Genomic DNA, 25020 nt, shown 5'->3' with positions numbered 1-25020 from the left:
GCACAGTGTCACCCCTGTCACCCCCCCTCGCCGCCGGCACCGCCCGATGAGCCGCCTCACCCACCTGGACGAGACCGGCGCCGCCCGCATGGTCGATGTCGGCGGTAAGGCGCCGACCGCCCGCTCCGCCACCGCAACCGGACGCATCCGCATGACCGCGGAGGCGCTCACCGCCATCCGCGACGGCAGCGGCCCCAAGGGCGACGTGCTCGCGGCGGCGCGCATCGCCGGGATCATGGCGGCCAAGCGCACGGGCGAGCTGATCCCGCTATGCCATCCGCTGGCGCTGGACACCGTCAGCGTCGACTTCGCCTTTGCCGATGATCGTACGCTGGAGGTGACCGCCCGGGCCGCGCTGACCGGCAAGACCGGCGTGGAGATGGAGGCGATGACCGCCGCCTCGATCGCGCTGCTCACGATCTACGACATGGCCAAGGCGATCGACAAGGGCATGATGATCGACGGCGTGCGCCTGCTGGAGAAGACCGGCGGCAAGAGCGGCCACTGGCGCGCCGTCCCGGAACACTCCGTCGGCGATCACGGCGCATGAACCCGCCAATCCCGCTGGAAGAAGCGCAGGACCGCCTGCTCTCCGGCGTCACCCCGCTGGGTTCGGAGGAGGTTGCGACGGAGGCCGCCACCGGCCGCTATCTCGCGGCTCCGCTGGCCGCCCGCCGCACGCAGCCCGCGGCCGACCTGTCGGCGATGGATGGCTATGCCATGCGCGCCGACGACCTTGCCGGGCCGTGGCAGGTGATCGGCCGCAGTGCCGCCGGGCGCCCCTTCCCCGCCGCACTGCTGCCCGGGCAGGCGGTGCGGATCGCCACCGGCGCGCTGGTGCCGGCCGATGCCGGCGCGGTGCTGTTGCAGGAGGAGGCCTTGCGCGACGGCGACAGCCTGGTACTGCTGCCCGGCGGCACGGCCAGCGCACGGCACATCCGCCGTGCCGGGTTCGACTTTGCCACGGGCGCTCCGCTGTTGCACACCGGCACCATGATCGGCGCAGGCCAGATCGCACTGGCGCTGTCCGCCGGGCATGCCGCCCTGCCCGTCGGCCGGCTGCCAAGGCTGGCCGTACTGGACAGCGGCGACGAGCTGGCAACCGATCCCGCCGCCTGCGCGCCGCACCAGATCCCGGCCAGCAACGGCGCCATGCTCGCCGCCATGGCCATGCCGCATGTTGCCGCCATCACCCGCATCGGCCCGGTCGCCGATACGCTGGCCGCCCTGGCCGATGCGCTGGCCGGTATCGGCGACGCCGATGTGCTGGTCACCAGCGGCGGTGCCTCGGTCGGCGATCACGACCTGATCCGGCCGGCGCTGGAGGCCTGGGGGGCGGAAATCGCCTTCTGGCGGGTGGCGATCCGCCCGGGCAAGCCGCTGCTGGTGGCCCGGCGCGGGTCGCAATGGATCATCGGCCTGCCGGGCAATCCGGTGTCGAGCTACGTCACCGCCGTGCTGTTCCTGCTGCCCCTGCTGCGCGCCCTGGCCGGCGCCGCCGACCCGTTGCCCCGCACGCTGCACCTGCCGCTCGCCGCACCGCTGCCCGCCGCGGGTGCGCGCATGGAATTCGTCCGTGCCCGCCTCACCGCGGACGGCGTGCTGCCGGCGGACGAGCAGGACAGCAGCGCCCTGCTTTCGCTGGCGAGCAGCGATGCGCTGATCCGGCGCCCGGTGGGCAGCGCGGCGGCGTCGGCCGGTACCATGGCAGCGGTGCACCTGCTGGCTTGACGGCGCGGGGCGAGTTGCCTACTTGTTCCGTATCCGTTCACGAAACGGCCGGTCAATAATGGGAACAGGCGCCCGATGCTCACCGCCAAGCAGCACGAACTTCTCCAGTTCATCCAGCAGCGGCTGGAGGCGACCGGCATCTCGCCTTCGTTCGAGGAGATGAAGGAAGCACTCGACCTGCGCAGCAAGTCCGGCGTGCATCGCCTGATCTCCGCGCTGGAGGAACGCCAGTTCATCCGCCGCCTGCCGAACCGCGCACGCGCGCTGGAAGTGGTGCGGCAGCCGGACAATGTCACCCGTGTCACCCCCGCTGCCGCGGCCAACGACGTTGCGTCCACCGTGGTCGCCGCCCGCGCCCCGCAGGTGACGCCGGCCCCGGCCAATGATGTGATCGAGGTACCGCTGCACGGCCGCATCGCCGCCGGCATGCCGATCGAGGCGATGGAGGACAACCGCGTCCTCCCCGTCCCCGCCGCCCTGCTGGGCGCCGGCGAGCATTATGCGCTGGAAGTGTCCGGCGATTCCATGGTGGAGGCCGGCATCCTGGATGGCGACTATGCCCTGGTGAAGCGTACCGACAGCGCCCGTGACGGAGAGATCGTCGTCGCGCTGATCCGCGGGGAGGAAGCGACGCTGAAATATCTCTGGCGCGAGAAGGGCGGCATGATCCGCCTCGACCCGGCCAATGCGGCGTACGACCCGCAGCTCTACCCCGCCGGCGATGTGCTGGTGCAGGGCAAGCTGGCGGGTCTGCTGCGCCGCTACAACTGACGGGGTGCGGCGCGCAGCCTAGTGCGCGCCGACCTTCAGCACCTTGTGCAGCACCAGCGCGATGATCGTGCCCAGTACCAGGCCGACGATTGCCGAAATCCCGGCATAGCCCAGCCAGCCCAGCACGCCGCCACCCGCACCGCCATGCGCCGCCAGCCAGTGCTCGGCGCCGTGGGCCCAGTGGGCCGGCGCCGGCAGGCCCAGCACTTCGCCCGAATGCAGCACGATCCCGCCGCCGACCCACAGCATGGCGACCGTGCCGATCACCGACAGCGCCACCAGGATGCGCGGCATGGCATAGAGCAACCCGCGCCCCACACTCTGCGCCCCGGCACTGTCCCGCTTCGCCAAATGCAGCCCGACATCGTCCATCTTCACGATCAGCGCCACGACGCCATAGACCACCACGGTGATCACGATGCCGACCAGCGCCAGCGTGATCCCGCGGGTCACCAGCGTCTGGTCCGCCACTTCGGCCAGCGCGATCGCCATGATCTCCGCCGACAGGATCAGGTCGGTGCGCACCGCGCCGCTGACCCGCGCCTTCTCGAAAGCGACCGGGTCCTCGATCGGATCCTCCAGCGTTTCGCCATGCTTGGCGCCGCCCAGCTTCTCCATCACCTTCTCCGCGCCTTCATAGGCGAGGTAGAGCCCGCCCAGCAGCAGCAGCCAGGTGATCGCGGCAGGCAGCAGCTCGCTCAGCAGCAGCGCACCCGGCAGCAGGAACACCAGCTTGTTGATCAGGCTGCCCTTGGCGATGCGGGCGATCACCGGCAGCTCGCGGTCGGGCGTGAAGCCGGTGACGTAGGACGGGGTCACCGCCGCATCGTCGATCACCACGCCCGCGGCCTTGCTGCCCGCCTTGGCCGCCGCCACGCCGACATCGTCGATCGATGCGGCCGCGACCTTGGCGATCACCGTTATGTCGTCCAGCAAGGCAACCAGTCCACCGGCCAAGATCGTTCTCCATCAAAGATTCGCGCGGCGGTCGTAGCAGATCGCCCGGCGGGTGCGAGCGGATCAGCGTGCTTGCTTTCCGCCCGCCATGCGCTAAGGCCGCCGCTTCCCGCGCCGGCGAACCGCGCCGCGTGGGTCAGCAGAAAGCCGGAGGGGCCGATGCCAGCGCGGGTGACGTGCATGGCGGACAGCCAGCGATCGGCAGGAAGTGAAAGGAAGCGTTGGCATGGCTCTTTATGAGCATGTGTTCCTCGCGCGTCAGGATCTGAGCCAGGCTCAGGTCGACGCACTCGCCGCCTCGATCACGGAGATCGTGGAAGCGAACGAGGGCAAGGTCGTCAAGACCGAGAGCTGGGGCCTGAAGTCCCTGGCATACAAGATCGACCGTAACCGCAAGGCGCATTTCGTGCTCCTCAACCTCGAGGGTCCGGGCGCCATGGTCATGGAGCTGGAGCGCCAGAACCGCATCAACGAGGACGTGATCCGCTGGATCACCATCGCCGTTGAAGAGCACGAGGAAGGCCCGTCTGCGCAGCTGCGCAAGGTCGAGCGCGACCGCAAGCGCCGTGGGGATAGCAACTGATGGCCCGTCCGTTTTTCCGCCGCCGCAAGTCCTGCCCGTTCTCGGCCAAGGACGCCCCTGCGATCGACTACAAGGACACGCGCCTGCTGCAGGGCTTCATGTCCGAGCGTGGCAAGATCGTGCCGAGCCGTATCACCGCCGTCAGCGGCAAGAAGCAGCGCGAGCTGGCCAAGGCGATCAAGCGCGCCCGCCATCTGGGCCTGCTGCCGTATGTCGTGAAGTAAGGAGCGGACGACCATGGATATCATCCTGCTCGAACGGATCGAGAAGCTCGGCGCCATCGGCGATGTCGTGACCGTCAAGGACGGCTACGCCCGCAACTTCCTGCTGCCGCAGAAGAAGGCGTTGCGCGCCAACGACAACAACAAGCGCGTGTTCGAAGCCAACCGGGAACGGCTGGAAACCGAGAACGCGGAACGCCGGAGCGAGGCCCAGGCCGCCGGCCAGACCGTGGAAGGTGCTCAGATCGTCCTGATCCGCGCATCCTCCAACTCCGGCCAGCTGTACGGTTCGGTCAGTGCACGCGACATCGCCGTGGCGCTGGTGGAACAGGGTCACGACGTGGACAAGCGCCAGGTCGTGATGCCCACGCCGATCAAGACGCTGGGCATGTTCGACATCACCATCGCGCTGCACCCTGAAGTGCGCGTGACGGTGAAGGTGAACGTGGCGCGGTCGGCGGACGAAGCCGAGCTGCAGAGCCAGGGCGTCGACGTCATGGCCCGCATGTTCGAGGAAGACCGCGGCGAGAGCGAAGGCTTCACCGAGGGCTACGACCCCAATCGCGAGCTGGGCGAACTGCCGAGCGACGACGAAGAGGAAGCGGCTCCGGAGGCGACCGAGCAGTAAGCTCGGGTCCATCGCGAACCATCAGGAGGGGGCGTGGAACCGGTCGGTTCCGCGCCCCTTTTTCGTGCCGAACCGCTGCTGAACAATCCGCGACAGACTTGCGAGAGAATCGCATCTTTAATGTTGCAGTTGAGAATCACTCGTAGTAGCTGCGCCCTCGAGTTTACTTGGGGGTCTCATGTCTGCAATTCGAACCATTCCGTCGTCCCTCGCGCTCGGCTGCGTCAGCGCGCTGGCCTTTGCCGGCGGGGCGCAGGCCCAGCAGGCAGAGCCGCAGCGTCTCGGCTCCGCCACCGTCACCAGCACCGCGATCGATGACGAAGATGCGGTAAAGGTGGAGGAAGCGGAATCGCCCAAGTACACGCAGCCGCTGCTGGACATTCCGCAGACCATCACCGTGCTGAGCAACACGACGATCCGGCAGCAGAACCTGCTGACCCTGCGCGAGGCGCTGACGACAATCCCCGGCATCACCTTCGGGGCGGGCGAAGGTGGCGGCGGCTATGGCGACAGCATCAACCTGCGCGGCCAGAGCGCGAACAACGACCTGCAGATCGACGGCGTGCGCGACAGTGCGCAGTACAACCGCTCCGACACGTTCAACCTGGAACAGATCGAGGTGGTGAACGGCGCCAACTCCGTCTTCGCCGGCTCCGGCTCAATCGGCGGCACCATCAACCTGATCACCAAGCGTCCGCGCGCCGACGACCTGACGATCGTGTCGGGCGGGATCGGGACAGCCGACTATTATCGCGGCACGATCGACAGCAATGTGCGCGTGGCCGAGAACATCGCCGTGCGGCTGAACGCCATGGTCCACCATAACGAGTTCGCGGATCGCGATTTCGAGAGTTCGGAGCGGTGGGGCGTGGCGCCGTCCGTCACCTTCGGCATCGACGGGCCCACCAGCGTGACGCTGCTGTACCAGCACCAGGAGGACGAGAACACGCCGGTCTATGGCGTGCCTTACTACCCCGCGCTGGGCGGGCTGCTGCCGGGCGCCGATTATGGCGGCTATTACGGATACAAGGATATCGACCGACAGGACCAGAAGATCGATCTGGCGACCGCTATCGTGGAGCATCAGTTCAGCGACACGTTGTCGGTGCGCAACCTGTTCCGTCTCAGCCACATCGATGCCGACATCCTGGTCAATCCGCCGCAGGGTGCATTCTGCCTGGCGAGCGGTACGCTGACGTCGGGCGCGCGCTGCGATGCCGGTCAGGTGCCCGGCACCTTCTATCCCTCCGGTCCGCGCGGCACCACGCGGTTCACGGAAACGGAGCTGCTGTACAACCAGCTGGACCTGATGGCGCAGTTCGACACCGGCGGCGTGCAGCACAACCTGACCTTCGGCGCGGCCTACACCACCGAGGATTACCGGCTGGACAGCGGCAATTCGCTGCGCAACCCGGGCGGTGCCCTGCCCAACCCGGTGCTGCCGCCGATCAGCATCGCCGATCCCGACGCGGTCTATGGCGGCCCGGTCAACTTCATCCGCAACAGCCGGCAGCGCGGCACGACCAGCAACATCGCCGTATACCTGTTCGACGCGGTCGTGCTGAGCGAGCAGTTCGAGATCAATGGCGGCGTCCGGTGGGAGCACAATGATGCGACCTTCCGCGCCGATGCCGTCAGCACCGCCGGCGCGATCACGCCGGGCGTGGTGCAGGAGACGGAGGACGATCTGTTCAGCTACCGCATCGGCGCCGTGTTCAAGCCGGTTCCCAATGCCAGCCTGTATGCCGCCTATGGCAACAGCCGCACGCCGACCTCCAGCTCCGTGCGCGGCGGCTGCGGCACGGCCACGGTGGAGAACGTGCTGGCCGGAACGGAGCCGTGCGGGGTGAACCCGCAGGAGGCCGTGAATTACGAGATCGGCGGCAAGGTGGACCTGTTCGATGCCGGCCTGCAGCTGACGGCGGCCCTGTTCCGCAACGAGCGGACCAACTATCCCCTCGCCAGCAACGATCCCTCGATCGGCAACCTGCAGGTGAATGACGGGCGCAACCGGGTGGACGGCGTGGCGCTGGGTGCGGCCGGGCGGATCACGCCGGAATGGACGATCTTCGCCAACTATACCTATCTCGACAGCGAGGTGCTGCAGTCGACCTCCAACTACTGCCTCGCCAATCCGGGCAGCAGCTATATCTCGCCCAACCCGACCAATCCGCCGACGCGGGTCACCTGCCCGCTGACGGACACGCAGGCCGACAACCCGCTGACCAACACGCCCGAACATTCCGGCAGCCTGTTCACCACCTACACCCTGCCCTTCGGCCTGCAGGTGGGTTACGGCTTCACCTACCAGGGCAGCTTCCTGCTGACGAATACGGCCACGCCCTTCGTCAAGGCGGAGGACTGGATGACGCACCGGTTCTACGTGGCGTACACGATGGATAACGGTCTGGCCGCGCAGCTGAACGTGCAGAACGTGTTCGAGGAGCGGTACTTCACCGGCATCCGCAACAATGGCTGGGCAACCCCAGGCGAAGGCCGGTCCGCCGTGCTGACAGTAAGCTACAGCTACTGAAGCTACTATTGCGAGGTGATTGCATGATAGTGCTTGAGCTTCGGGGGCTTTGCGCGGAGAAGAACGGCCATGCTGATGCGACGCACCGATGGCCTGACGCATGAGGCGGACATGGAGCTGCTGCCAGCACCGAGCCGGTATGGCAGCAACCCGCGCCCCCGCCTTGCGGCGATCGGCATAACGCTGGGGGTGCATGTCGTGCTGGCGCTGGCCTTGCTGGGCCTGGGGGTCAGGGCCAGCCGGCAGGACAGCGCGCGCATCGTGGCGGTGAACCTGACGCCTGGCAGCGAGACGAAGCAGCCGCAGCCGGAACAGGCGCCGCAGCCTTCCCCGATGGAGCCACGCCAGCTGGAGACGGCGATCCGCGCGCCGGATCTGCCGGTGCCCACGGTGCGGCCGGCAATCGCCTTCTCGCCGGCGATGTTGCAGCCGGCCGCGGTGGCGCCGGCCGTAGCCGCGCCTGCGCCCCCGGCAGCGGCGGAGCCGGTGGCCGCCGCTCCGGCACCGCCGGCAGCCGCCGCCACGGTGCAGAGTGGTGATCTGGGTACGCGGGTGCTGTTGGCTCCCCCGCCCCGCTACCCTACGCAAAGCCGGCGTCGGCGTGAGCAGGGAACGGTGGAACTGCTGCTGACGCTGGGGACGGACGGGTCGGTCGAGGCGATCTCCGTCAGCCGCAGCAGCGGGTTCGAACGGCTGGACGATGCGGCGCTGAGCGCGGTGCGGCGGTGGCGGTGGCAGCCGACGGTACAGGCCGGCGCACCGGTGCGGGTGCGCGGCATCGTCGCCATCCCCTTTGTGCTGGCGGAGCGGGCCTGAGCGCCCATGCTGATCGCGATCCCCGATCTGCTGGATGCGACGCGGCTGGCGGCCGTGCGGGCGCTGATCGACGGCGGCGAGTGGGTGGACGGCAACGTCACCTCCGGCCCGCAATCCGCCCTTGCCAAGAGGAACTGCCAGTTGCCGGAGGACAGCGCGGCGGCGCAGCAGGCCGGCCGCCACGTGCTGGAGGCATTGGGGACCAACCCGCTGTTCATTGCCGCGGCGCTGCCGCAGGCGATCTTCCCGCCATTGTTCAACGCCTACGAGGGCGGGCAGCTGTTCGGCACGCATGTCGACAACGCCATCCGCATCCATGCGGGCAGCGGGCTGCGCGTGCGATCGGACCTGTCGATGACCGTGTTCCTGGAGGATCCGGCCAGCTACGATGGCGGGGAGCTGACGGTGGAGACGAATTTCGGAGTGCAGATGGTCAAGCTGCCGGCGGGCCATGCGGTGCTGTACCCCTCCTCCTCCCTGCACCGGGTGGAGGAGGTGACCCGCGGCCGGCGGGTGGCGAGCTTCTTCTGGGTCCAGTCCATGATCCGCGACGATGCCGCCCGCGCGATCCTGTTCGACCTCGACCGCTCGGTACAGGAACTGGCGGCTGCCCACGGCCATGCGGATGCCGCGGTGATCCGGCTGACGGGCGTGTACCACAACCTGCTACGCCGCTGGGCCGATGCCTGAATGATGCGTTGAGCGTTAGGGTCCTATGCGCCAATGCCCGGTGCGTCCTCACCGCTTCGATCGAGATTGCATCAATGCCCCCTTCAAGTCCCGACGCCGGCACGCCTTCCTGGTCGGAAAGTGACCGGGTCGCCGCGCTGGAAGCCTACGGCATCCTCGATACCCCGGCAGAGGCCGACTTCGACGATCTGGTGCGTCTGGCCACCGACACGTTCGACGCGCCGATCGCGGTCATCAACCTGGTCGGCGGCGATCGCCAGTGGTTCAAGGCGGAGCGGGGGATCGGCACGCGCGAGCTGCCGCTGGACGTGTCGATCTGCGCGCATGCCCTGCTGGGGGGCGACCTGACGATCGTGCCGGACCTGCAGGCGGATGCGCGGTTTGCCGCCAATCCGCTGGTGGCCGCGCCCGATGGCCTGCGCTTCTATGCCGGCGCGCTGCTGCGCAACCCCGCCGGCCTGCCGATCGGCACCGTCTGCGTGCTGGACCGCGTGGCGCGCCCGGGCGGCATCACCCCGCATCAGCAGCTGGTGCTGGAGGTACTGGCCCGTCAGGTGATGACGCAGCTGGAACTGCGGCGAGCCCTGGCGGAGCAGGCGCACCGCGCCGAGCTGATCTCTGCCATGACCACACAGCACGGCCATTCGCAGGATGCCCTGCGCGAGATCGAGCAACGCTACAGGCTGGCAGCGCTGGCCACGAACGACGCGGTGTGGGACTGGGATTTCGCCACCGATCAGGTGGTGTGGAACGCCGCGCTGGAGGAAAGCCACGGGCACCACCTGACAGGGGCGGAGGCGACCGGCGACTGGTGGATCGCGCAAATTCATCCGGACGACCGGGCGCGGATCGACGCCAGCATCCATGCCGCGATCGATGGCGGGGCCGACAGCTGGACGGACGAGTACCGCTTCCGCCGGGCCGATGGCACCTATGCCAGCATTCTGGACCGGGGCCATGTCATCCGCGATGCCGATGGCAGCGCCACGCGGATGATCGGCGCGATGCTGGACATGACCGAGCGGCAGGAAAGCCGTGCGGCGCTGGCCATCAGCGAGGAGCGGCTGCGGCTGGCGACGGAGGCGGCGGAGGTCGGCTTCTGGGATGTCGATGTGGTCGAGGACGTGCTGATCTGGCCGCCGATCGTGAAGCGCATGTTCGGCATTTCGGCGGACATGCCGGTAACTCTGGGCGACTTCTATGACGGCATCCATCCGGACGACCGCATGGCCACGGCCGCAGCCTTTACCGCTGCGGCCGATCCGGACACGCGCGCCGTGTACGATGTGGAGTATCGCACCGTCGGCAAGGAGGACCGGCTGGTCCGCTGGGTCGCGGCCAAGGGTCGCGGGATCTTCGCCGCCGACGGGCAATGCCTGCGCGTGGTCGGCACCGCGATCAACGTGACCACGCGCAAGCAGGCCGACCAGGCATTGCAGGAAAGCGAGCGGCGGCTGCGTTTCCTGCGCCTGCTGGACGAGGCGCTGCAATCCGCGGTCGACGCGCCGGACGCCATGGCCGCGGTGGCGGAACTGCTGGCGCAGCAGCTGGGTGCATCACGCTGCGCCTATGCCGATGTGGATGCCGACAGCGATCGCTTCATCATCCGCAACGATTATGCCGCGCCTGGCGTCGCCAGCTCCACCGGGATCTACCGCCTGGACCTGTTCGGATCGCGCGCCGTGGCGGACATGCATGGCGGGCAGACGCTGGTGGTCCGCGATGTCGGGCAGGAGCTCGCCCCGGCGGACGGCCAGGACATGTTCCGGTCGATCGGCATCGAAGCGATCATCTGCTGCCCGCTGGTCAAGGATGGCGGGCTGGTGGCCATGATGGCGGTGCATCAGGATCGACCGCGTGACTGGCAGGGTGCGGAGATTGCGCTGGTGGAGGCGGCGGTCGAGCGCTGCTGGGCGCATGTGCAGCGGATCGGCGCCGAAGCCCGGCTGCGGGAGAGCGAGGAACGGTATCGCACCCTGTTCGAGGCGGTCGATGCCGGCTTCACCATCGCCGAGCTGAAGTTCGACGCCGATGGCACCGCCACCGATTACCGGCTGGTGGAGATGAACCCGGCGTTCGAGCGGCAGACCGGCATGGCCGGCCTGCTGGGCCGGTGGGTGCGTGAGGCGATCCCCGATCTGGAGCAGCACTGGTTCGATACCTATGGCCGCGTGGCGGCCACCGGGAAGCCCGCACGGTTCGAGAACCATGCCGAGCCGATGGGCCGCTGGTTCGATGTGCATGCCTATCGCGTCGGCGAGCCGGGGCAGCATCAGGTCGCCATCCTGTTCAACGACATAACCGTGCGCAAGCAATCCGAACGGTTGCTGCACAAGCTGAACGACGAGCTGGAAAGCCAGGTTGCCGAGCGGACGGCGGAGCTGCGCTTCAGCCGCGACATCATCGAGGCGACCACCTCCCCCATCTGCGCCTTCGATACCGATTGCCGGATCATCGCCTTCAACACCGCCCATGCCCAGGAATTCCGCCGCGCCAACGGCTTCGATGCCGCGCAGGGCGATATCCTGTTCGACCTGTTCGAACCCGGCCAGCGCGAAACCATGCAAGCACTGATGGGCCGCGCCCTGGCCGGGGAGCGGTTCACCGCGGTGGAGGTGTTCGGCCGGGCGGACTGCGCCCTGCCCTGCTGGGAGATCGGCTTCACCCCGATGCGGGACGAGGCCGGCGCGATCGTCGGTGCCTTCTACCTGGCGAAGGACATCTCCGATCGCCTGCGGGCGGAGCAGGAACTGCTCGCCGCGCAGGAGGCCCTGCGGCAGAGCCAGAAGATGGAGGCGATGGGCAGCCTGACCGGCGGCGTGGCACACGACTTCAACAACCTGCTGACGCCCATCATCGGCGGCCTAGACATCCTGCAGCGCAAGGGTGTCGGCGGGGAGCGGGAGCAGCGGCTGATCGGCGGTGCGCTGCAATCGGCGGAACGGGCCAAGGTCCTGGTGCAGCGGCTGCTCGCCTTCGCGCGCCGGCAGCCATTGCAGCCGCAGCCGGTGAATGTGGGCATGCTGGTCAGCGGCATGGCCGACCTGGTGGCCAGCACCTCCGGCCCGCAGACGCGGGTGATCATGGAGGTCGCCGACGACCTGCCCGCCGCGCTGGCCGACCAGAACCAGCTGGAGATGGCCATCCTGAACCTCAGCGTGAATGCGCGGGACGCCATGCCCGATGGCGGGCGGCTGAGCATCACCGTCCGCCATGTGCAGGCAGGGGAAGACCAGCATCCCGGGCTGCAACCGGGCAGCTACGTCCGCCTGTCGGTTGCGGATACCGGCATCGGCATGGATGCCGAAACGCTGAAGCGCGCGGTGGAGCCGTTCTATTCCACCAAAGGCATCGGTCAGGGCACCGGCCTAGGCCTGTCCATGGTGCATGGCCTGGCTGCGCAGCTGGGCGGTGTGCTGACGATCGACAGCCGGCCGGGCCTGGGCACCGACGTCCAGCTATGGCTGCCAACCACCACGGTCAGCCCGGATGCCGCCGAGCGCGTGGAGGATGCAGCACCGGTCACGAGGGCCGGGCGCGCGCTGGTGGTGGATGACGAGGAGGCGGTGCGCGCCAGCACGGCCGACATGCTGGCCGATCTCGGCTACCACATCACGGAAGCGGACTCGGCGGAGCAGGCGTGGGACCTGATCCAGGGCGGGCTGGTGCCGGACCTGCTGGTGACGGATCACCTTATGCCCGGCCACACCGGGACCGACCTGGCGCGCGAGGTGCTGGTGCGTTTGCCCGCCACGCGCGTGCTGATCGTGTCCGGCTATGCCGAGGCGAACGAGATCGCGCCGGACCTGCCGCGGCTGGTCAAGCCGTTCCGGCAGGCCGAGCTGGCCGCCGCGCTCGCCGACGGTGGCTGACACCGCGCGCCGCCGGATGCAGTGGCTCGCCGCGCAGGATCAGGCGGCACGACGGTCTTGCCGCCGTGCCGCCCGTCCGTGTCAGGCCGCGTCGACCAGCACGATCTCCGCGTCGTCCAGTGCCGTGACGGTCAGCACCTCGACATCGCTGATCGCCGCGCCGTCACGCGCGTTCACGCGCACCCCGTCGATCTCCACCGCGCCGGCCGCCGGCACCAGATAGGCCTTCCGGGTCCGACCCAGCTGGTACTCCGCAGTCTCGCCTGCCTTCAGCGTGGCACCCAGCACGCGCGCTTCCGTGCGGATCGGCAGGGCATCATCGTCGCCGGCAAAGCCGCTGGCCAGCGTCACGAACTGGCCGGAACGCTCGCCCTTGGGGAAGGGCTTGGCACCCCATTGCGGGGCATCGCCGGTGGCGGTCGGGATGATCCAGATCTGGAAGATGCGGGTCTCCATATCCTCCATGTTGTATTCCGAATGACGCACGCCGGTGCCTGCGCTCATCACCTGCACGTCGCCGGCTTCGGTACGGCCCTTGTTGCCCAGGCTGTCCTCATGCGTGATCGCGCCTTCGCGGACATAGGTGATGATCTCCATGTCGCGGTGCGGGTGCGGCGGAAAACCGGTGCGCGGTGCGATGATGTCGTCGTTCCAGACGCGCAGATTGCCCCAGTGGACGCGGGACGGATCATGATAGTCGGCGAAGGAGAAGTGATGCTTGGCATTCAGCCAGCCATGATTGGCGCCGCCAAGGCTGTCGAAAGGGCGAAGGTCGATCATCGTGCGGTCTCCTTGTGGCCGGCGGGTCTCGCCGGCGTTGATCGTCATATGGACCTTCTACGCTGTTCCATGCAGAAGGATAAATCCTGACGATCTGTTCGATGGAGTTGAACAGTTGAGCGAACCCGGCACCCCCAGTCTCGATCAGTTACGCATCTTCCTGGCCATCGTGGACGAGGGCAGCTTTGCCGGGGCCGGGCGGCGGCTGAACCGGGCAGTGTCCGTCATCAGCTATGGCATCGCCAATCTGGAGGCGCAGCTCGGCCTCGTGCTGTTCGAGCGGGAGGGCACGCGCAAGCCGCGGCTGACCGAGGCCGGCCGGGCCGTGCTGACGGAGGCACGTGGACTGGCGGAGGGGATGGACGCCTTGCGCGCCAAGGCCCGCGGCTTGCTGCACGGGCTGGAGGCGGAGGTGTCCCTGTCGGTCGACGTGATGCTGCCGCCCGAACGGCTGGGCCGCGTATTGCGGGCCTTTGCGCGCGAATATCCCACCGTGTCGTTGCGGTTGCATGTCGAGGCGCTGGGCGCGGTGACCGCGATGGTGCTGGAACGCGCGGCGGTGATCGGCCTGTCGGGACCGCTGGCCATCGGGGTGCCGGCGATCGACAGCTGTGCTGCAGGATCGGTGCGGATGGTGCCGGTCGCCGCGCCCGACCACCCGCTGGCCCGCATGGACACGATCCCGTCCGGCGCGGCGCGCGGCCACACGCAGCTGGTGCTGACCGACCGTTCCAGCTTCACCGAAGGGCGCACCTTCTCCGTCATCAGCCATCGCACCTGGCGGCTGGCGGATCTGGGTTCCAAGCACGCGCTGCTGCGCGAAGGCATCGGCTGGGGCAACATGCCGCTGCCGATGATCGAGCCGGATCTGGCGGCGGGCACCCTGCTGCGGCTGGCACTGCCCGATCACCCGGGCGGCACCTACCGGTTCTGCGGCATCTGGCGCCGCGACGCCCTGCCCGGCCCGGCGGCCCGCTGGTTGCTCGACCAGTTCGTGGCCGAGGGCGGAGGCGATGCGACACAGGACGCACCGGGTGACCTGTGACCCCTAGCTGTCCGCCACGGCAAACGGGTCGTTCTGCGGGTCGTCGTTCCACCGGTATTCGGCCCGGTGGGCAGCCTCGTCGGCCGTTGCGCGGTCATAGAGCCGCTCGACCAGCGCCAGCGCCATGTCCGTGCCGGCCGACACGCCGGAGGAGGTGACGTACTTGCCGTCCACCACCCAGCGGGCGCGGCCGTGCCACGTTACCTTGTCGGACTGGCGCTTGACCCAGTCGAACGCCCGCTTGTTGCTGGTGGCGTTGCGCCCGTCGAGGACGCCGGCCCGCGCCAGGATCGCCGCGCCCGTACAGACGGAAGTGGTCCAGCTGGTGCTGCCATCCTGCTGCCGCACAAAGCCGAGCAGCGCCGCATCTTCCACCAGCGGCCGGGTGCCCTGCCCGCCCGGCACCATCAGCACATCGAACTGCGGGGCTGAGGCGAAGGACCAGTCGGGCACGATCACGCTGCCCTGGGACGAGCGGACCGGCTGCCCGTCCGCGGTGACGAAGCCGAGTGCGTGATCCGCCAGGCGGCCCCACATCTGCACCGGACCGAACACGTCCAGCGTCTCGAAATCCTGGAACAGCACGATCCCGATGGTGCGGGTCCTGGGCCCAGGCTGCGGTCCGGCAGCGCCGGCATCCTGCGAAACCTGTGCGGTGCCCGCACCGGGCAGCGACGCCAGCCCCATCAGCGTGGTCGCGGTGGCGGTGGACCGGATCATCGCCCGGCGGGAGTAATGGTCGGGCTTGGGCATGACGGCTCCTTCCAGCGAACGGCTTGCGCCATCGGGTGTATCGCAAGCCGGCGGTCGGCGGCAGGCAAAAAGACGGGCGCCGAGATCATGAACCTCGACGCCCGAGAATACGGCCGGCGATACGCGTCGCGGGGGGTCATGGGGTACGACGCGCACCCCGCCGGCCGGTGCGTCAGAACCCCATCTTGAGTGTTCCGCGCAGCGCCACGGCATTGGCATCGTGGCGATCTTCCAGGCGGAGTTCCCCCGCCAGTTCGAACCTGGCCCCGCCACCCAGGGCGCGCAGGCCAGCATACCAGCCGCTTTCCATCTGCTCCGGCGCCAGCGTGAAGCGTTCGCCGGTCTCGCCGAAGCGGGCGGTGGTCGAACCCAGCGTGCCGCCGGCAAGCTCGCGCCAGCCGCCTTCGCCTTCGACGCGGAACCAGCTTTCGTCGCCGCGCGCCTTGCCCATGAAGTCGATGCCGGCGGCGACACCACCATTCACGCCCAGCTCGTCACTGGTGCGGTCCTCCACGATCAGGTTCAGGCTGCCACCGCCGGTCTCGGTATAGCCGTCTTCCTTCAGGCGGGTATAATCGACCGTGACCTGCGGGCGCACGAAGAAGGCGCCGCTGCCAAGCTCGTAGGACAGACCGCCACTGGCCGCGACCACCGTGCCGTTCCAGTCGCCAGCGATATCGCGATCGACCTGCCGTTCGCCCGCATTGCCGGCGAAGGACCGCTCGGACTCGAAGTCGGATCGCCCGATCGAGCCGCGCAGATGCGTCTGGAAGTCGCCAAACGCGCCGCGCCACCAGGCGGCCAGGCCATAGGTGTTGCCGGTCGTCTGGCTGCCGGCATCATTGTCGTAATCGCTCCAGATCCAGCTGGCGCCCAGGCCGAAGGTGCCGAGGCCGGTGTCGACCTCCGCCCCTGCGCCATAGCCAAGCCCGTCCTGGGTGAAGCCGTCGGTCACCCCCTCGCCCTTCTCCGTGCTCCAGCCGGACATGTTCAGGACCACGTTGACCCCGCCGACCGTCCAGGTCGGGCTTTGCGGATCGGCTACCTGCCGGGCCAGCGCGCGCGTGCCCTGGCTGATGCTCTCGAACGTGCCGCCGGCATGATCGGGCAGCATCTGCCGCACGGTGGCGCGGAACTCGCCGCCATCGGTGATGCCCAGGAACACGTCCTCGATCTCGTCCTCGCCGGCGATGGCGGCGAAGATCGCGGGGTAGGCGCTGGTCTGCGAGCGGTTCAGGCCCAGTTCGATCGCCGAGCGGCGGGTGACATCGACCGCCAGCTGGTTGGCCGGCCCGTTGCCGGCGACGCTGGCCTTGAACAGGAACGGGATCAGGGTGGTGTCGGTGACCAGCCCGCCGACGCCGGCGAGGCTGCCGGCCCGCAGGACCGTGTAGCGCCCTTCCGCACTGCCGACATCTGCCAGGCGCAGCTGCAATCGGGTGTCCCTGGCGAAGCTGGCGGCGCCGGTGACGGTCAGGTCGGTGCCCTCGCCCGCCGCCTTGCTGAGCGTGACGCCCAGCGTGGTGCCGGCCGCGAGGTCGAGCGAGGCGATGGTCGCCGTCCGGGCGACATCGAAGGTCCCGCCGCTGACCCGCACCGACAGGTTGGCTGCATTCGCCAGCGAGCCGGCGAAGCGCGCGGTGCCGGCGATCGTCAGCTGGTCGGCTCCGCCGCCGAAATCCGCCGCGCCCGCGAAGATGGCGGTACCCGCCAGGCTGAGCGTATCGCTGCCGCCGCCGAAGGTCGCCGCACCGGCATGGATGGCGTCGCCTGACAGGGCCAGGACGTTGTTGCCCGCGCCGAACTGCACGGTGCCGGCCAGCGTACCGTCTGCCAGTTCCACGCGGTCATTGCCGGCGCCGAGGCGCACGTCCCCAATGATGGACGGGGCGGCAATGCCGGCCGCCACTGGCGTCTGGCGGATGGTCACGCCGGCATTGCTGGCTGACAGGTCGATGGCGACGTTCCGGTTCGATGCGGTCGTCGCCCCGCTGGCGGCGATGGTGCCGCTGTTCTCCACCAAGGTTACCGTGCCGCTGCGGTCCACGATGGCGGTGGCATTGCCGTCCGCCCCGCCGGCCGTGGCGCGGATGGCGCCGCTGTTGCGGATGGTGGGCAGGCTGGCGCCGGCATCGATGGCAATTGCGGTGGTCTGCGCCGCCGCGGCATTGCCGCCGCGCGCCTCCACCGTGCCGGACACCTGCAGCACCGGCGTCGTCGCGCCCGCGCCCAGGCGCAGCGCCGTGGCGCTTGCCCCGTTGGAGTTGGCGATCACCGTCCCCGCAACACCGATGCCGTTGACGACCGACACAGCCCCGCCGCGCCCGCCGATTGCCAGCCCGTTGCCGTTCACGCCGGCATAGACGCCGTCGCCGCCGATCCGCCCGTCGATCTGCAGCCCGAATCCGCTGGACGTGCCCGCGACCGGACCGATGGTGATGGCCCGGTCCGTAGCGCCGATCAGCATCGCAGGCGCCGCGCCCAGCGACACGACGGCTGCGCTGCCCTCGCGCGCATCCTCGATCCCGTCGGCATCCTCGTCATTGTTCGTAGTGGAGGCATCCCGCGGGGGCACGGCCAGCACGATGCCGCCGGTGACATTGCCTTCCACCAGCAGCGCCGGCCCGCCCTGCAGCAGATCGTCCGCATCCAGCCGGGTCGCGCCGGCGGGTGCGGCATTGTAGCGGTAGCCCGTGGCGGTGATCGCCCCCTGCACCACCATCGCGCCGGTCACGTCGCCCGCCAGGTGTGCCGCCATGGCATCCTGCCCGCGCGCCGTCATCGTGCCGGCGAGCCGGACATTGCCGGTGACGCCTTGCGCGCGCAGGCCGATCGCGCGGTCGCCGGTGACCGTGGTGGCGCCATCATGCACCAGCGCGCCGGTCTGCGGGCCACCCAGGCGGATGCCGGCAGAATCATTGCCTTCCACCACGATGGTGCCCGTGTGGCTGATCCGCCCGACATGCGCGCCGTCCGTACGGATGGCGAGGCGGTTGCGACCCAGCGCCAGCGGGCCGTCCAGATCGCCGTCATTGTCGCTGTCGGTGGGGGTATAGGGCTCGTCCAGCGTGATGGTGCCGGTGTTGATGATGTCACCAGTGGTGCCGGCCTGGGCCAGAATGCCGGTGGCATTGTCGGCATTGGCGACCGTGATCGCGCCGGCATTGCTGACCGCGTGGTTGCTGTCGATCGTCACCGCCGCGCCGCCTGTCGGCACGACCGAGCCAGCCGCTGTGATGGTGATGTTGCCGGCCGCGCCATTGGCGATGGTGGCGGTGCGCACCGGATTGGTCACGCGCGTGGTGAGGTCTTGCGCCGCCGCCGGCGCGGCAATGGCCAGCGCTGCCGTGGAGGCAAGCAGGTAACGATGCATTGGAGATCCCTTCCCGTCCAACTCTTGTGGATCAGGACGGACCGGTGCCGGCGCAGCCTTGGCCGCCGGCGCAGTTTTCGTCAGAACGCGGCTTCGAAGCCCAGGCGGACCGTGCGCGGCCGCAGCGGTGTAACCTGCAGGCGATCATCCACGAACGGGGTCCCCAGCGCGAAGCGATTGCCGCGCGTATCGGGAATGTTGGTGATGCCCAGCGTCAGGCCCATGCCGTCACGTCCCAGGCGGATGGCGAGCCCGCTGTCGAGGTAATCGCCCTGGCGCGCGCCCAGTTCGGGCCCGATGCCCAGCCGCGACCGGCCGACATAGCTGACCCAGCCGCGCGCGGTCAGGTCCAGTCCGCCGCCGACCGGCCGGCTCCAGTCGAACCCGGCACGGCCGGAGATATCGGCGATGTTGGGCACCTGGCGCGAACGTTCTATCAGCTCCGTCCGGCTGACGTTGCTGACCACATCCACGCCGGACAGGAAGGATACCGTGCCCGTCTGCACCCGGCTGTCGTTCAACGACAGGCCGCCTTCCAGCCGCAGGTTCCGACCGATGGCCATGCTGCCGGAGAGGGTGGCGGTCCAGACCCGGCCGTCGCCGATATTGGCGGTACTGGGAAAGCCGCTGGCATCGATGAAGTCGGCCTGGATGTCGTGCCAGTCGGTGAAGGACAGGCTGGCAGCCAGGTCGAACGGACCGTTGCGGGGCGTGCCGTGGCGGGCGCCCAGTTCGAAGGTGGCGGTGGAATCGCCTTCGAACCGGCGGACGATGTCACTCTCGATCGCCAGGCCGCCGGGGCGGAAGCCCTGCTGATATCGCAGATACAGGGTCGTATCCTCCCGCAATCGGGCCAGCAGCGCGGCGGAGGGAAGGAACACCGTCTCCGTCCGCTTGCCGGTCAGGGCGCGCAGGGCGGCGACCAGCGGCAAGGGCAGGTTCTCCCCCTCCCCACCCAGTTCCGAATGCGTCAGGCGCGCGCCCGCCGTGGCGGTCAGGCCCGGCATCAGGGACAGGCTGCCCTCGCCATAGATCGTGCCTTCGCGGATGCGGTTGGTGACGCCGGTGGTGAAGACGCGGCTCCCGTCCGGCAGGTCCAGCGCGCGGGTTAGGCGGACGCGGTTGCTGGTATAGCTGATACCCGCCAGCCAGCCGAAGCTGTCGCCCCCCGGCTGCCACAGGCGGGTCTCGTGTGCGAACATGCGGGTGTCGTTGTGCTGCACGAACAGGCGCGGAACCGCCGGGTCACGGGTCGCATCGTACCGTTCGCTCAGCTCCTGCCCGGTCAGGCCGGTGGTGGAGCGCAGACGGACCGAGCCGATCCAGCCGGACACGACCAGCTGCCCTTGCCCGAAACTGGCGTCGGAGCCTTCGGTCACCAGCGCGTCCCGCTCAAGCCCGTCGCTGCGGGCCGCTGCTATCCGGTCGGCATACTGGCTGTCGGCAGCGTCGATCCGCTGGCCGATGCCCATCAGGTCCACCGTCCAGCCGGGCGCCATCTCCACCCGGATCGTCGCGCGACCGCCCAGCACGTCGGACCGGTTGACGTCGTCCTGCCCGATCAGCGGCTTGTCGATGTAGCCACCGCTGCGCGATCCATCGACCACCAGCCGCAGCGCCGCGCTGTCGGATGCCAGCGGCAGGTTCAGCGTGGCGCCGGCATCGACCCCGGGCTCGCCATGCCAGGTGACCGACGCACCGATCCGCCCGGCGGCAGTGGTGACGCCCAGCTGGGGCACGTTGGGCACCAGGCGGATGATCCCGCCCAGCGAACCGGCACCGTACAGCGTGCCCTGCGGCCCCTCCAGCACCTCCACCCGCGCCAGGTCCGACAGGCGCAGGTCCGGGTCAGGCGCGTTGTAGCCGAGGCGCAGATCGCCCAGATATTGCCCCACCGTCGCCTGCGTCGGCCCGGTGAAACTGGAATCGGCCATGCCGCGGATGAACAGCTTGTTGCGGCCGCTGCCCAGATGGGTGGAGGAGACGCTGGCCAGTGCCTGCGTGATCCGCTCTGTCCCGCCGACCCCGCCGAAGGTCAGCTCGCGCCCGTCCAGCACGGCCACCTGACCGGCGAAGTCGGCCAGGCTGAGGTCGCGCTTGCTGGCGACGACCGTGATCGGCAGGGTCGGTTCTGCGGGCGGCGGCGGGGCCGGCCGGGGATGCGGGCGGGTCGCAGGCGGCACATCCCGGTGCGGAACGATGCGCCACGCGCCGGCGCCCACCGCGATGGCCTGACCGCCGATCGCGGAGGCGAGGCGCCGCACCGCGTCCTGCGCACTATGCCGCCCCCGGACCGCGCGCACGCGCCGCGCAGCCAGCGCCGGATCGGCGATGACCACGCTGGTGCCGCTCTGCCGGGCGATCGCGATCGCCGCCTGTCCGGCGGTGCCGGCGGGCACGTCCAGCACCACCCGCTCCCCTCGCGCGGCGGCGGGCGGCGATGCGGCGATGGCCAGCAGCAGGAGCAGCGCAGGCGCCGCGCGCCGCATCAGGGTGCCCCGATCATCCAGCTGTCGCCGACGCGGCGGATCGGAACCCCCAGCAGGGCGCCGGCCCTTGCCGGATCGCGGCGCACGGCATCGATCAGGATCGAACCCGTCAGGCTGCCGCGCGGCGCACCGGGTGCGACGGTGAAGACATGGCCACTCGCCCGCGCAAGATCGGCCGCGACCTCCAGCAGGGTGGCGCCGGCAAAGGTCAGCCGCCCGTCGCGCCAGGTGCCGATATCGGCCGGCGTAACCTCGCTGACGGTCAGCGTGTCGCTGCCGGGGGCGATCGCCAGCCGGTCGCCCGCGTCCAGTCGTACTGCGGCAGCGTCGGGATCGAACAGCACGGCCCCTTCCTGGACCGCCACCACGAAACCGGCGGCATCGTCGCGCACGTCGAACACGGTACCGACATCGAGCAGTTCATGACCGCCCGCCTCCACCCGGAAGGGGTCGGTATCGTCGTGACGGACGGTGAACAGGGCACGGCCGCGCTCCAGCCGGGCGAAACGCGGGTTCCTGCGGTCCAGTTCGATGCGGCTGTCCCCTGCAAGGTCGATCCGGCTGCCATCGTCCAGACTGATCGCCAGCACCTGCCCCGGCTCGGTCTGCCGGCTGTGCAGGTCGGGCGCGGTCTGCTGCCAGTAGCCGAAGGTCAGCAGCCCGGCAGCGCAGGCAGCCAGGCCACCGGCGAACCAGCGCCGGTTGACCCGGCGGACCGGCAACGTGTCCTCCGCATCATTGGCCGCCACCAGCGGAGCCGCCACCTCGCCCGCCTCGACAGCGGCACTGGCGATTCGGTCATAGGCCGCGCCATGGGCGGGGCTCGCCTCCAGCCAGCGGGTGAAGTCGTCCCAGTCGGCAAAGGCCGGATCCAGCGTGCGGACCGCCCAGGCCAGTGCCTCGTCCTCCTTCAACTGATCATCCGGCTGCATGACGCGGTCCTCCTGCAGGCAAGACGGAGACGTGACGGCACTGCCTCGACCAGGGAACGGCAATCAGTTCAGACTGCATCGAACTGCTCCCGCAGGTCGGCCAGCGCGCGATAGGCGATGCGCAAGTCGGCCTCTACCGTGCTGAGGCTGATGCCGAACTCGCCGGCGATCTGCCGCTGCGGCACCCCGTCGATCCGGTGGCGCCGGAAGACCGCCGCCACCCGCGGCGGGTGCAGCCGGGCCAGCAGCGCCTCTACCGCGCGGGCCAGGTCGCGGGCCAGCACGATCCGCTCGGCCGATGGTGCATCGGATACCGCCGGATCGCTGCCGCCCTGCGTCTCGCTCCATGCCCGGTCGCGCAAGGTGGCCTGCCGGCGCGCGCGGTAGCGGTCGATCAGGACGGTGTTCGCCGTGCGGTGCAGGTAGGACAGCGGATTGCCCACCGGGCCGGTCTGCGCGGCGGAGATGCGCAGCCAGACCTCCTGCAGCACATCCTCCGCATCCGTGCCGCCCCCGCGTGCGGCAATGAAGCGCAGCAGCTGCGCCCGATGCTGGAGAAAGGCAGCGTGCAGGCCGGAGTGGGGCAAACTGTCCGCCATTGTTCCCTTGCCAGCGATGATCCCGTGTCGCGCTTTGCGTCGCGGACCGATCGCCCGTCAAGCCGTTCGCTTGGCACAGCAGGGGGCCGACTTGTCAATCATCAAGTCCGGACCTGATCTGTCCGGCGGCACGTCAGTATAGCAAATGAATAGTTCAGGAGAGTAACCATGTCCGTTCTCGACAAGCTCGTAGCCGCCGTGACGCCGATGGAATCGGAGGAAGAGCGCGCGCAGGCTCATCGTGATGCTCAGGATCTGGCCGCGTCGAATCCGTGGCTCGACCGCGCCTTGCGCCATCACGAGCAGATCGGCGCCGCGTTCGAGCGTGCCCGCCACGCCACCACCGAAGGCGACGCGACGATGGCGGTGAAGCAGCTGGCCGAAGTGCTGATCGCCCATTCGGTGGCCGAGGAAGTGGTGCTCTATCCCGCGCTGGTGATGGAAGGGCACAAGGCCCATGCGACCATCGCATATGAGGAACAGACGCTGGTGAAGGTACAGATGGCCGAGCTGGAACGGCTGGCGCCGCTGAGCCAGGAATGGCGCGACAAGCTGGAGCATATCCGTGGCGCGGTGATGCACCACATCTATGAAGAGGAAAGCACCTGGTTTCCGGAGATCGCGCGCGAGGTCAGCGAGACCGATCGTGTGCTGCTGGACCAGCGCTTCGCCGAGGAGTTCAACCGCTACATGGGCAAGGCGGCCTGACCTCCACGGCCGACGCATGAATGAAGGGCGGGACCCCGGTCCCGCCCTTTTTCATTTGCGGTCAGCGCGTGGGGTAATTTGGCGCCTCGCGCGTGATCGACACGTCGTGCACGTGGGACTCGGACAAGCCCGCATTGGTAATGCGGATGAAGCGCGCCCGCTCCTTCAGGTCGGCGATGGTGGCCGATCCGGTGTAGCCCATCGCCGCCTTGATGCCGCCGACCAGCTGGTGCACCACATCGCGCGCCGGGCCCTTGTACGGCACCTGCCCCTCGATCCCTTCGGGTACCAGCTTCATCTGGTCCTTGATGTCCTGCTGGAAGTACCGGTCGGCGCTGCCCCGGGCCATGGCGCCGACGCTGCCCATCCCGCGATAGGCCTTGTAGGCGCGGCCCTGGTACAGGAACGTCTCCCCAGGGGCTTCCTCCGTACCCGCCAGCAGCGATCCGATCATCACCGCGGAGGCGCCGGCGGCCAGCGCCTTGGCCGCATCGCCGCTGGTGCGCAGGCCGCCATCGGCGATCACCGGTACGTCGCCTGCCGCCTTGGCACTTTCCATCACCGCGGTAAGCTGCGGCACGCCGACGCCGGCCACGATGCGGGTGGTGCAGATGGAGCCCGGCCCGATGCCGACCTTCACCGCATCGGCGCCCGCGCCGACCAGCGCGCGGGTTGCCTCCGCTGTGGCGACGTTGCCGGCGATGACCTGCACCGAATTGCTCAGCTTCTTGACCCGCTCCACCGCCTTGGCGACTTCGCGGTTATGGCCGTGTGCGGTGTCGATGATGATGACATCGCATTCGGCATCGACCAGCGCCTCTGTTCGTTCGAACCCCTTGTCGCCCACGGTGGTCGCGGCGGCGACCCGCAGGCGGCCCGTCGCATCCTTGGTGGCGTCGGGGTGCGATACGGCCTTCTCGATGTCCTTGACGGTGATCAGGCCGATGCAGCGATAAGCCTCGTCCACCACCAGCAGTTTCTCGATCCGGCGCTGGTGCAGCAGGCGGCGCGCCTCGTCGGAGCTGACGCCTTCGCTGACGGTCGCGAGATTGTCGCGCGTCATCAGCTCTTCCACCGGCTGCGCCGGATTGTCGGCGAAGCGGACGTCACGGTTGGTCAGGATACCACGCAGGCGGCCGGTCACGTCGGTGACGGGGATGCCGCTGATCCGGTGATGGGTCATCAGCGCCTGCGCCTCGCCCAGCGTCGCATCGGGGCGGATGGTGATGGGGTTCACCACCATGCCGCTCTCGAACCGCTTCACCCGGCGCACGGCATCGCATTGCTCTTCCACCGTCAGGTTGCGGTGGAGGACGCCGATGCCGCCCAGCTGCGCCATGACGATGGCCATGCCGGATTCGGTCACCGTATCCATCGCGGCGGAGAGGATGGGAATGTTCAGCCCGATCGCCCGCGTCAGCCGCGTGCGGGTGTTGGCCTGGCTGGGCAGGATGTCGCTTTCGGCCGGCCGCAGCAGGACGTCGTCGAAGGTCAGGCCGGTTTCGATTTCCATAGATGCCACTTTGTCTTGCGCGAAGG

General features: G+C 69.1%; 20 protein-coding genes. 12 read left to right on the top strand and 8 right to left on the bottom strand.

Annotated elements, in window-relative coordinates; genetic code table 11:
• The first annotated feature begins 46 nt into the window (after nt 1–46).
• The 3 genes from moaC to lexA all read left to right on the top strand — a co-directional run bounded on the left by moaC (nt 47) and on the right by lexA (nt 2502).
• Nucleotides 47–550, top strand: a complete 504-nt coding sequence (gene moaC, locus PK98_RS03345; RefSeq protein ID WP_039094281.1) for a cyclic pyranopterin monophosphate synthase MoaC — start codon at nt 47–49, stop codon at nt 548–550.
• Nucleotides 547–1731: a molybdopterin molybdotransferase MoeA gene (locus tag PK98_RS03340; RefSeq protein ID WP_039094278.1), complete on the top strand. Its 1185-nt coding sequence runs from the start codon at nt 547–549 to the stop codon at nt 1729–1731. Before moaC ends, PK98_RS03340 begins: the two co-directional genes overlap by 4 nt.
• Nucleotides 1732–1806: 75 nt before the next feature.
• On the top strand, nt 1807–2502 hold the full coding sequence (lexA, locus tag PK98_RS03335) for a transcriptional repressor LexA (protein ID WP_039094276.1): 696 nt from the start codon (nt 1807–1809) through the stop codon (nt 2500–2502).
• 18 nt (nt 2503–2520) lie between these two features.
• Here lexA and PK98_RS03330 read toward each other — a convergent pair whose 3' ends face one another.
• Nucleotides 2521–3459: a DUF808 domain-containing protein gene (locus PK98_RS03330; protein WP_039094274.1), complete on the bottom strand. Its 939-nt coding sequence runs from the start codon at nt 3457–3459 to the stop codon at nt 2521–2523.
• 226 nt (nt 3460–3685) lie between these two features.
• Between PK98_RS03330 and rpsF the strand changes: the two genes are divergently transcribed.
• From rpsF to PK98_RS16655, 7 genes are all read left to right on the top strand, one after another.
• Nucleotides 3686–4042 (top strand): 30S ribosomal protein S6, encoded by a 357-nt coding sequence (gene rpsF / locus PK98_RS03325; RefSeq protein ID WP_039094272.1) that lies wholly within the window; start codon nt 3686–3688, stop codon nt 4040–4042.
• On the top strand, nt 4042–4266 hold the full coding sequence (gene rpsR / locus PK98_RS03320) for a 30S ribosomal protein S18 (protein WP_039094270.1): 225 nt from the start codon (nt 4042–4044) through the stop codon (nt 4264–4266). Before rpsF ends, rpsR begins: the two co-directional genes overlap by 1 nt.
• Nucleotides 4267–4279: 13 nt before the next feature.
• Nucleotides 4280–4891, top strand: a complete 612-nt coding sequence (gene rplI, locus PK98_RS03315; protein ID WP_039094268.1) for a 50S ribosomal protein L9 — start codon at nt 4280–4282, stop codon at nt 4889–4891.
• A 178-nt stretch (nt 4892–5069) separates the two neighbouring features.
• Nucleotides 5070–7424, top strand: a complete 2355-nt coding sequence (locus tag PK98_RS03310) for a TonB-dependent receptor (protein WP_039094266.1) — start codon at nt 5070–5072, stop codon at nt 7422–7424.
• A gap of 69 nt (nt 7425–7493) precedes the next feature.
• On the top strand, nt 7494–8240 hold the full coding sequence (locus PK98_RS03305; protein ID WP_052207969.1) for an energy transducer TonB: 747 nt from the start codon (nt 7494–7496) through the stop codon (nt 8238–8240).
• Between the two features lie 6 nt (nt 8241–8246).
• Nucleotides 8247–8930: a Fe2+-dependent dioxygenase gene (locus PK98_RS03300; RefSeq protein ID WP_039094265.1), complete on the top strand. Its 684-nt coding sequence runs from the start codon at nt 8247–8249 to the stop codon at nt 8928–8930.
• A 74-nt stretch (nt 8931–9004) separates the two neighbouring features.
• Nucleotides 9005–12802: a PAS domain S-box protein gene (locus PK98_RS16655; protein ID WP_152608521.1), complete on the top strand. Its 3798-nt coding sequence runs from the start codon at nt 9005–9007 to the stop codon at nt 12800–12802.
• 81 nt (nt 12803–12883) lie between these two features.
• On the opposite strand, the gene PK98_RS03285 is transcribed toward PK98_RS16655, so the two are convergent.
• The gene (locus tag PK98_RS03285) at nt 12884–13582 is read right to left on the bottom strand and encodes a pirin family protein (protein WP_039096173.1); all 699 of its coding nucleotides are present in this window, start codon (nt 13580–13582) and stop codon (nt 12884–12886) included.
• 115 nt (nt 13583–13697) lie between these two features.
• Between PK98_RS03285 and PK98_RS03280 the strand changes: the two genes are divergently transcribed.
• Nucleotides 13698–14627: a LysR family transcriptional regulator gene (locus PK98_RS03280; protein ID WP_039094264.1), complete on the top strand. Its 930-nt coding sequence runs from the start codon at nt 13698–13700 to the stop codon at nt 14625–14627.
• Between the two features lie 3 nt (nt 14628–14630).
• Here the strand turns inward: PK98_RS03280 and PK98_RS03275 are convergent, their stop codons facing one another.
• The 5 genes from PK98_RS03275 to PK98_RS03255 all read right to left on the bottom strand — a co-directional run bounded on the left by PK98_RS03275 (nt 14631) and on the right by PK98_RS03255 (nt 22773).
• Nucleotides 14631–15380 (bottom strand): DJ-1/PfpI family protein, encoded by a 750-nt coding sequence (locus PK98_RS03275; RefSeq protein WP_200884965.1) that lies wholly within the window; start codon nt 15378–15380, stop codon nt 14631–14633.
• Between the two features lie 172 nt (nt 15381–15552).
• The gene (locus PK98_RS03270; protein WP_039094262.1) at nt 15553–18753 is read right to left on the bottom strand and encodes an autotransporter outer membrane beta-barrel domain-containing protein; all 3201 of its coding nucleotides are present in this window, start codon (nt 18751–18753) and stop codon (nt 15553–15555) included.
• An 80-nt stretch (nt 18754–18833) separates the two neighbouring features.
• Nucleotides 18834–21242 carry a TonB-dependent receptor gene (locus PK98_RS03265; RefSeq protein ID WP_039094261.1) on the bottom strand — a complete coding sequence of 803 codons (2409 nt, stop codon included), beginning with the start codon at nt 21240–21242 and terminating at the stop codon, nt 18834–18836.
• Nucleotides 21242–22174, bottom strand: coding sequence for a FecR family protein (locus PK98_RS03260; RefSeq protein WP_052207967.1), 933 nt, complete (start codon nt 22172–22174; stop codon nt 21242–21244). Before PK98_RS03260 ends, PK98_RS03265 begins: the two co-directional genes overlap by 1 nt.
• Before the next feature lie 68 nt (nt 22175–22242).
• The gene (locus PK98_RS03255; protein ID WP_039094260.1) at nt 22243–22773 is read right to left on the bottom strand and encodes an RNA polymerase sigma factor; all 531 of its coding nucleotides are present in this window, start codon (nt 22771–22773) and stop codon (nt 22243–22245) included.
• Between the two features lie 168 nt (nt 22774–22941).
• On the opposite strand from PK98_RS03255, the gene PK98_RS03250 reads away from it, so the two are divergent.
• Complete coding sequence (locus PK98_RS03250) at nt 22942–23481, top strand: hemerythrin domain-containing protein (protein WP_039094259.1); 540 nt, start codon at nt 22942–22944, stop codon at nt 23479–23481.
• Nucleotides 23482–23542: 61 nt separating this feature from the next.
• Here the strand turns inward: PK98_RS03250 and guaB are convergent, their stop codons facing one another.
• Complete coding sequence (gene guaB, locus PK98_RS03245) at nt 23543–24994, bottom strand: IMP dehydrogenase (RefSeq protein WP_039094258.1); 1452 nt, start codon at nt 24992–24994, stop codon at nt 23543–23545.
• Between the last annotated feature and the right edge of the window lie 26 nt (nt 24995–25020).

Origin of the sequence: Croceibacterium mercuriale (assembly GCF_000802385.1) — a bacterium.
GTDB classification, from domain to species: Bacteria; Pseudomonadota; Alphaproteobacteria; order Sphingomonadales; family Sphingomonadaceae; genus Croceibacterium; species Croceibacterium mercuriale.
This window is presented reverse-complemented; position numbering and strand designations above follow the sequence as displayed.

Coding starts and splice junctions, on each gene's coding strand:
- rplI (WP_039094268.1), top strand. CDS start 4,280: ATGGATATCATCCTGCTCGAACGGATCGAGAAGCTCGGCGCCATCGGC.
- PK98_RS03310 (WP_039094266.1), top strand. CDS start 5,070: ATGTCTGCAATTCGAACCATTCCGTCGTCCCTCGCGCTCGGCTGCGTC.
- PK98_RS03285 (WP_039096173.1), bottom strand. CDS start 13,582: ATGATCGACCTTCGCCCTTTCGACAGCCTTGGCGGCGCCAATCATGGC.
- PK98_RS03340 (WP_039094278.1), top strand. CDS start 547: ATGAACCCGCCAATCCCGCTGGAAGAAGCGCAGGACCGCCTGCTCTCC.
- lexA (WP_039094276.1), top strand. CDS start 1,807: ATGCTCACCGCCAAGCAGCACGAACTTCTCCAGTTCATCCAGCAGCGG.
- moaC (WP_039094281.1), top strand. CDS start 47: ATGAGCCGCCTCACCCACCTGGACGAGACCGGCGCCGCCCGCATGGTC.
- PK98_RS03305 (WP_052207969.1), top strand. CDS start 7,494: ATGCTGATGCGACGCACCGATGGCCTGACGCATGAGGCGGACATGGAG.
- PK98_RS03275 (WP_200884965.1), bottom strand. CDS start 15,380: ATGCCCAAGCCCGACCATTACTCCCGCCGGGCGATGATCCGGTCCACC.
- PK98_RS03270 (WP_039094262.1), bottom strand. CDS start 18,753: ATGCATCGTTACCTGCTTGCCTCCACGGCAGCGCTGGCCATTGCCGCG.
- PK98_RS03265 (WP_039094261.1), bottom strand. CDS start 21,242: ATGCGGCGCGCGGCGCCTGCGCTGCTCCTGCTGCTGGCCATCGCCGCA.
- guaB (WP_039094258.1), bottom strand. CDS start 24,994: ATGGAAATCGAAACCGGCCTGACCTTCGACGACGTCCTGCTGCGGCCG.
- PK98_RS03260 (WP_052207967.1), bottom strand. CDS start 22,174: ATGCAGCCGGATGATCAGTTGAAGGAGGACGAGGCACTGGCCTGGGCG.
- PK98_RS03255 (WP_039094260.1), bottom strand. CDS start 22,773: ATGGCGGACAGTTTGCCCCACTCCGGCCTGCACGCTGCCTTTCTCCAG.
- rpsF (WP_039094272.1), top strand. CDS start 3,686: ATGGCTCTTTATGAGCATGTGTTCCTCGCGCGTCAGGATCTGAGCCAG.
- PK98_RS03300 (WP_039094265.1), top strand. CDS start 8,247: ATGCTGATCGCGATCCCCGATCTGCTGGATGCGACGCGGCTGGCGGCC.
- rpsR (WP_039094270.1), top strand. CDS start 4,042: ATGGCCCGTCCGTTTTTCCGCCGCCGCAAGTCCTGCCCGTTCTCGGCC.
- PK98_RS03250 (WP_039094259.1), top strand. CDS start 22,942: ATGTCCGTTCTCGACAAGCTCGTAGCCGCCGTGACGCCGATGGAATCG.
- PK98_RS16655 (WP_152608521.1), top strand. CDS start 9,005: ATGCCCCCTTCAAGTCCCGACGCCGGCACGCCTTCCTGGTCGGAAAGT.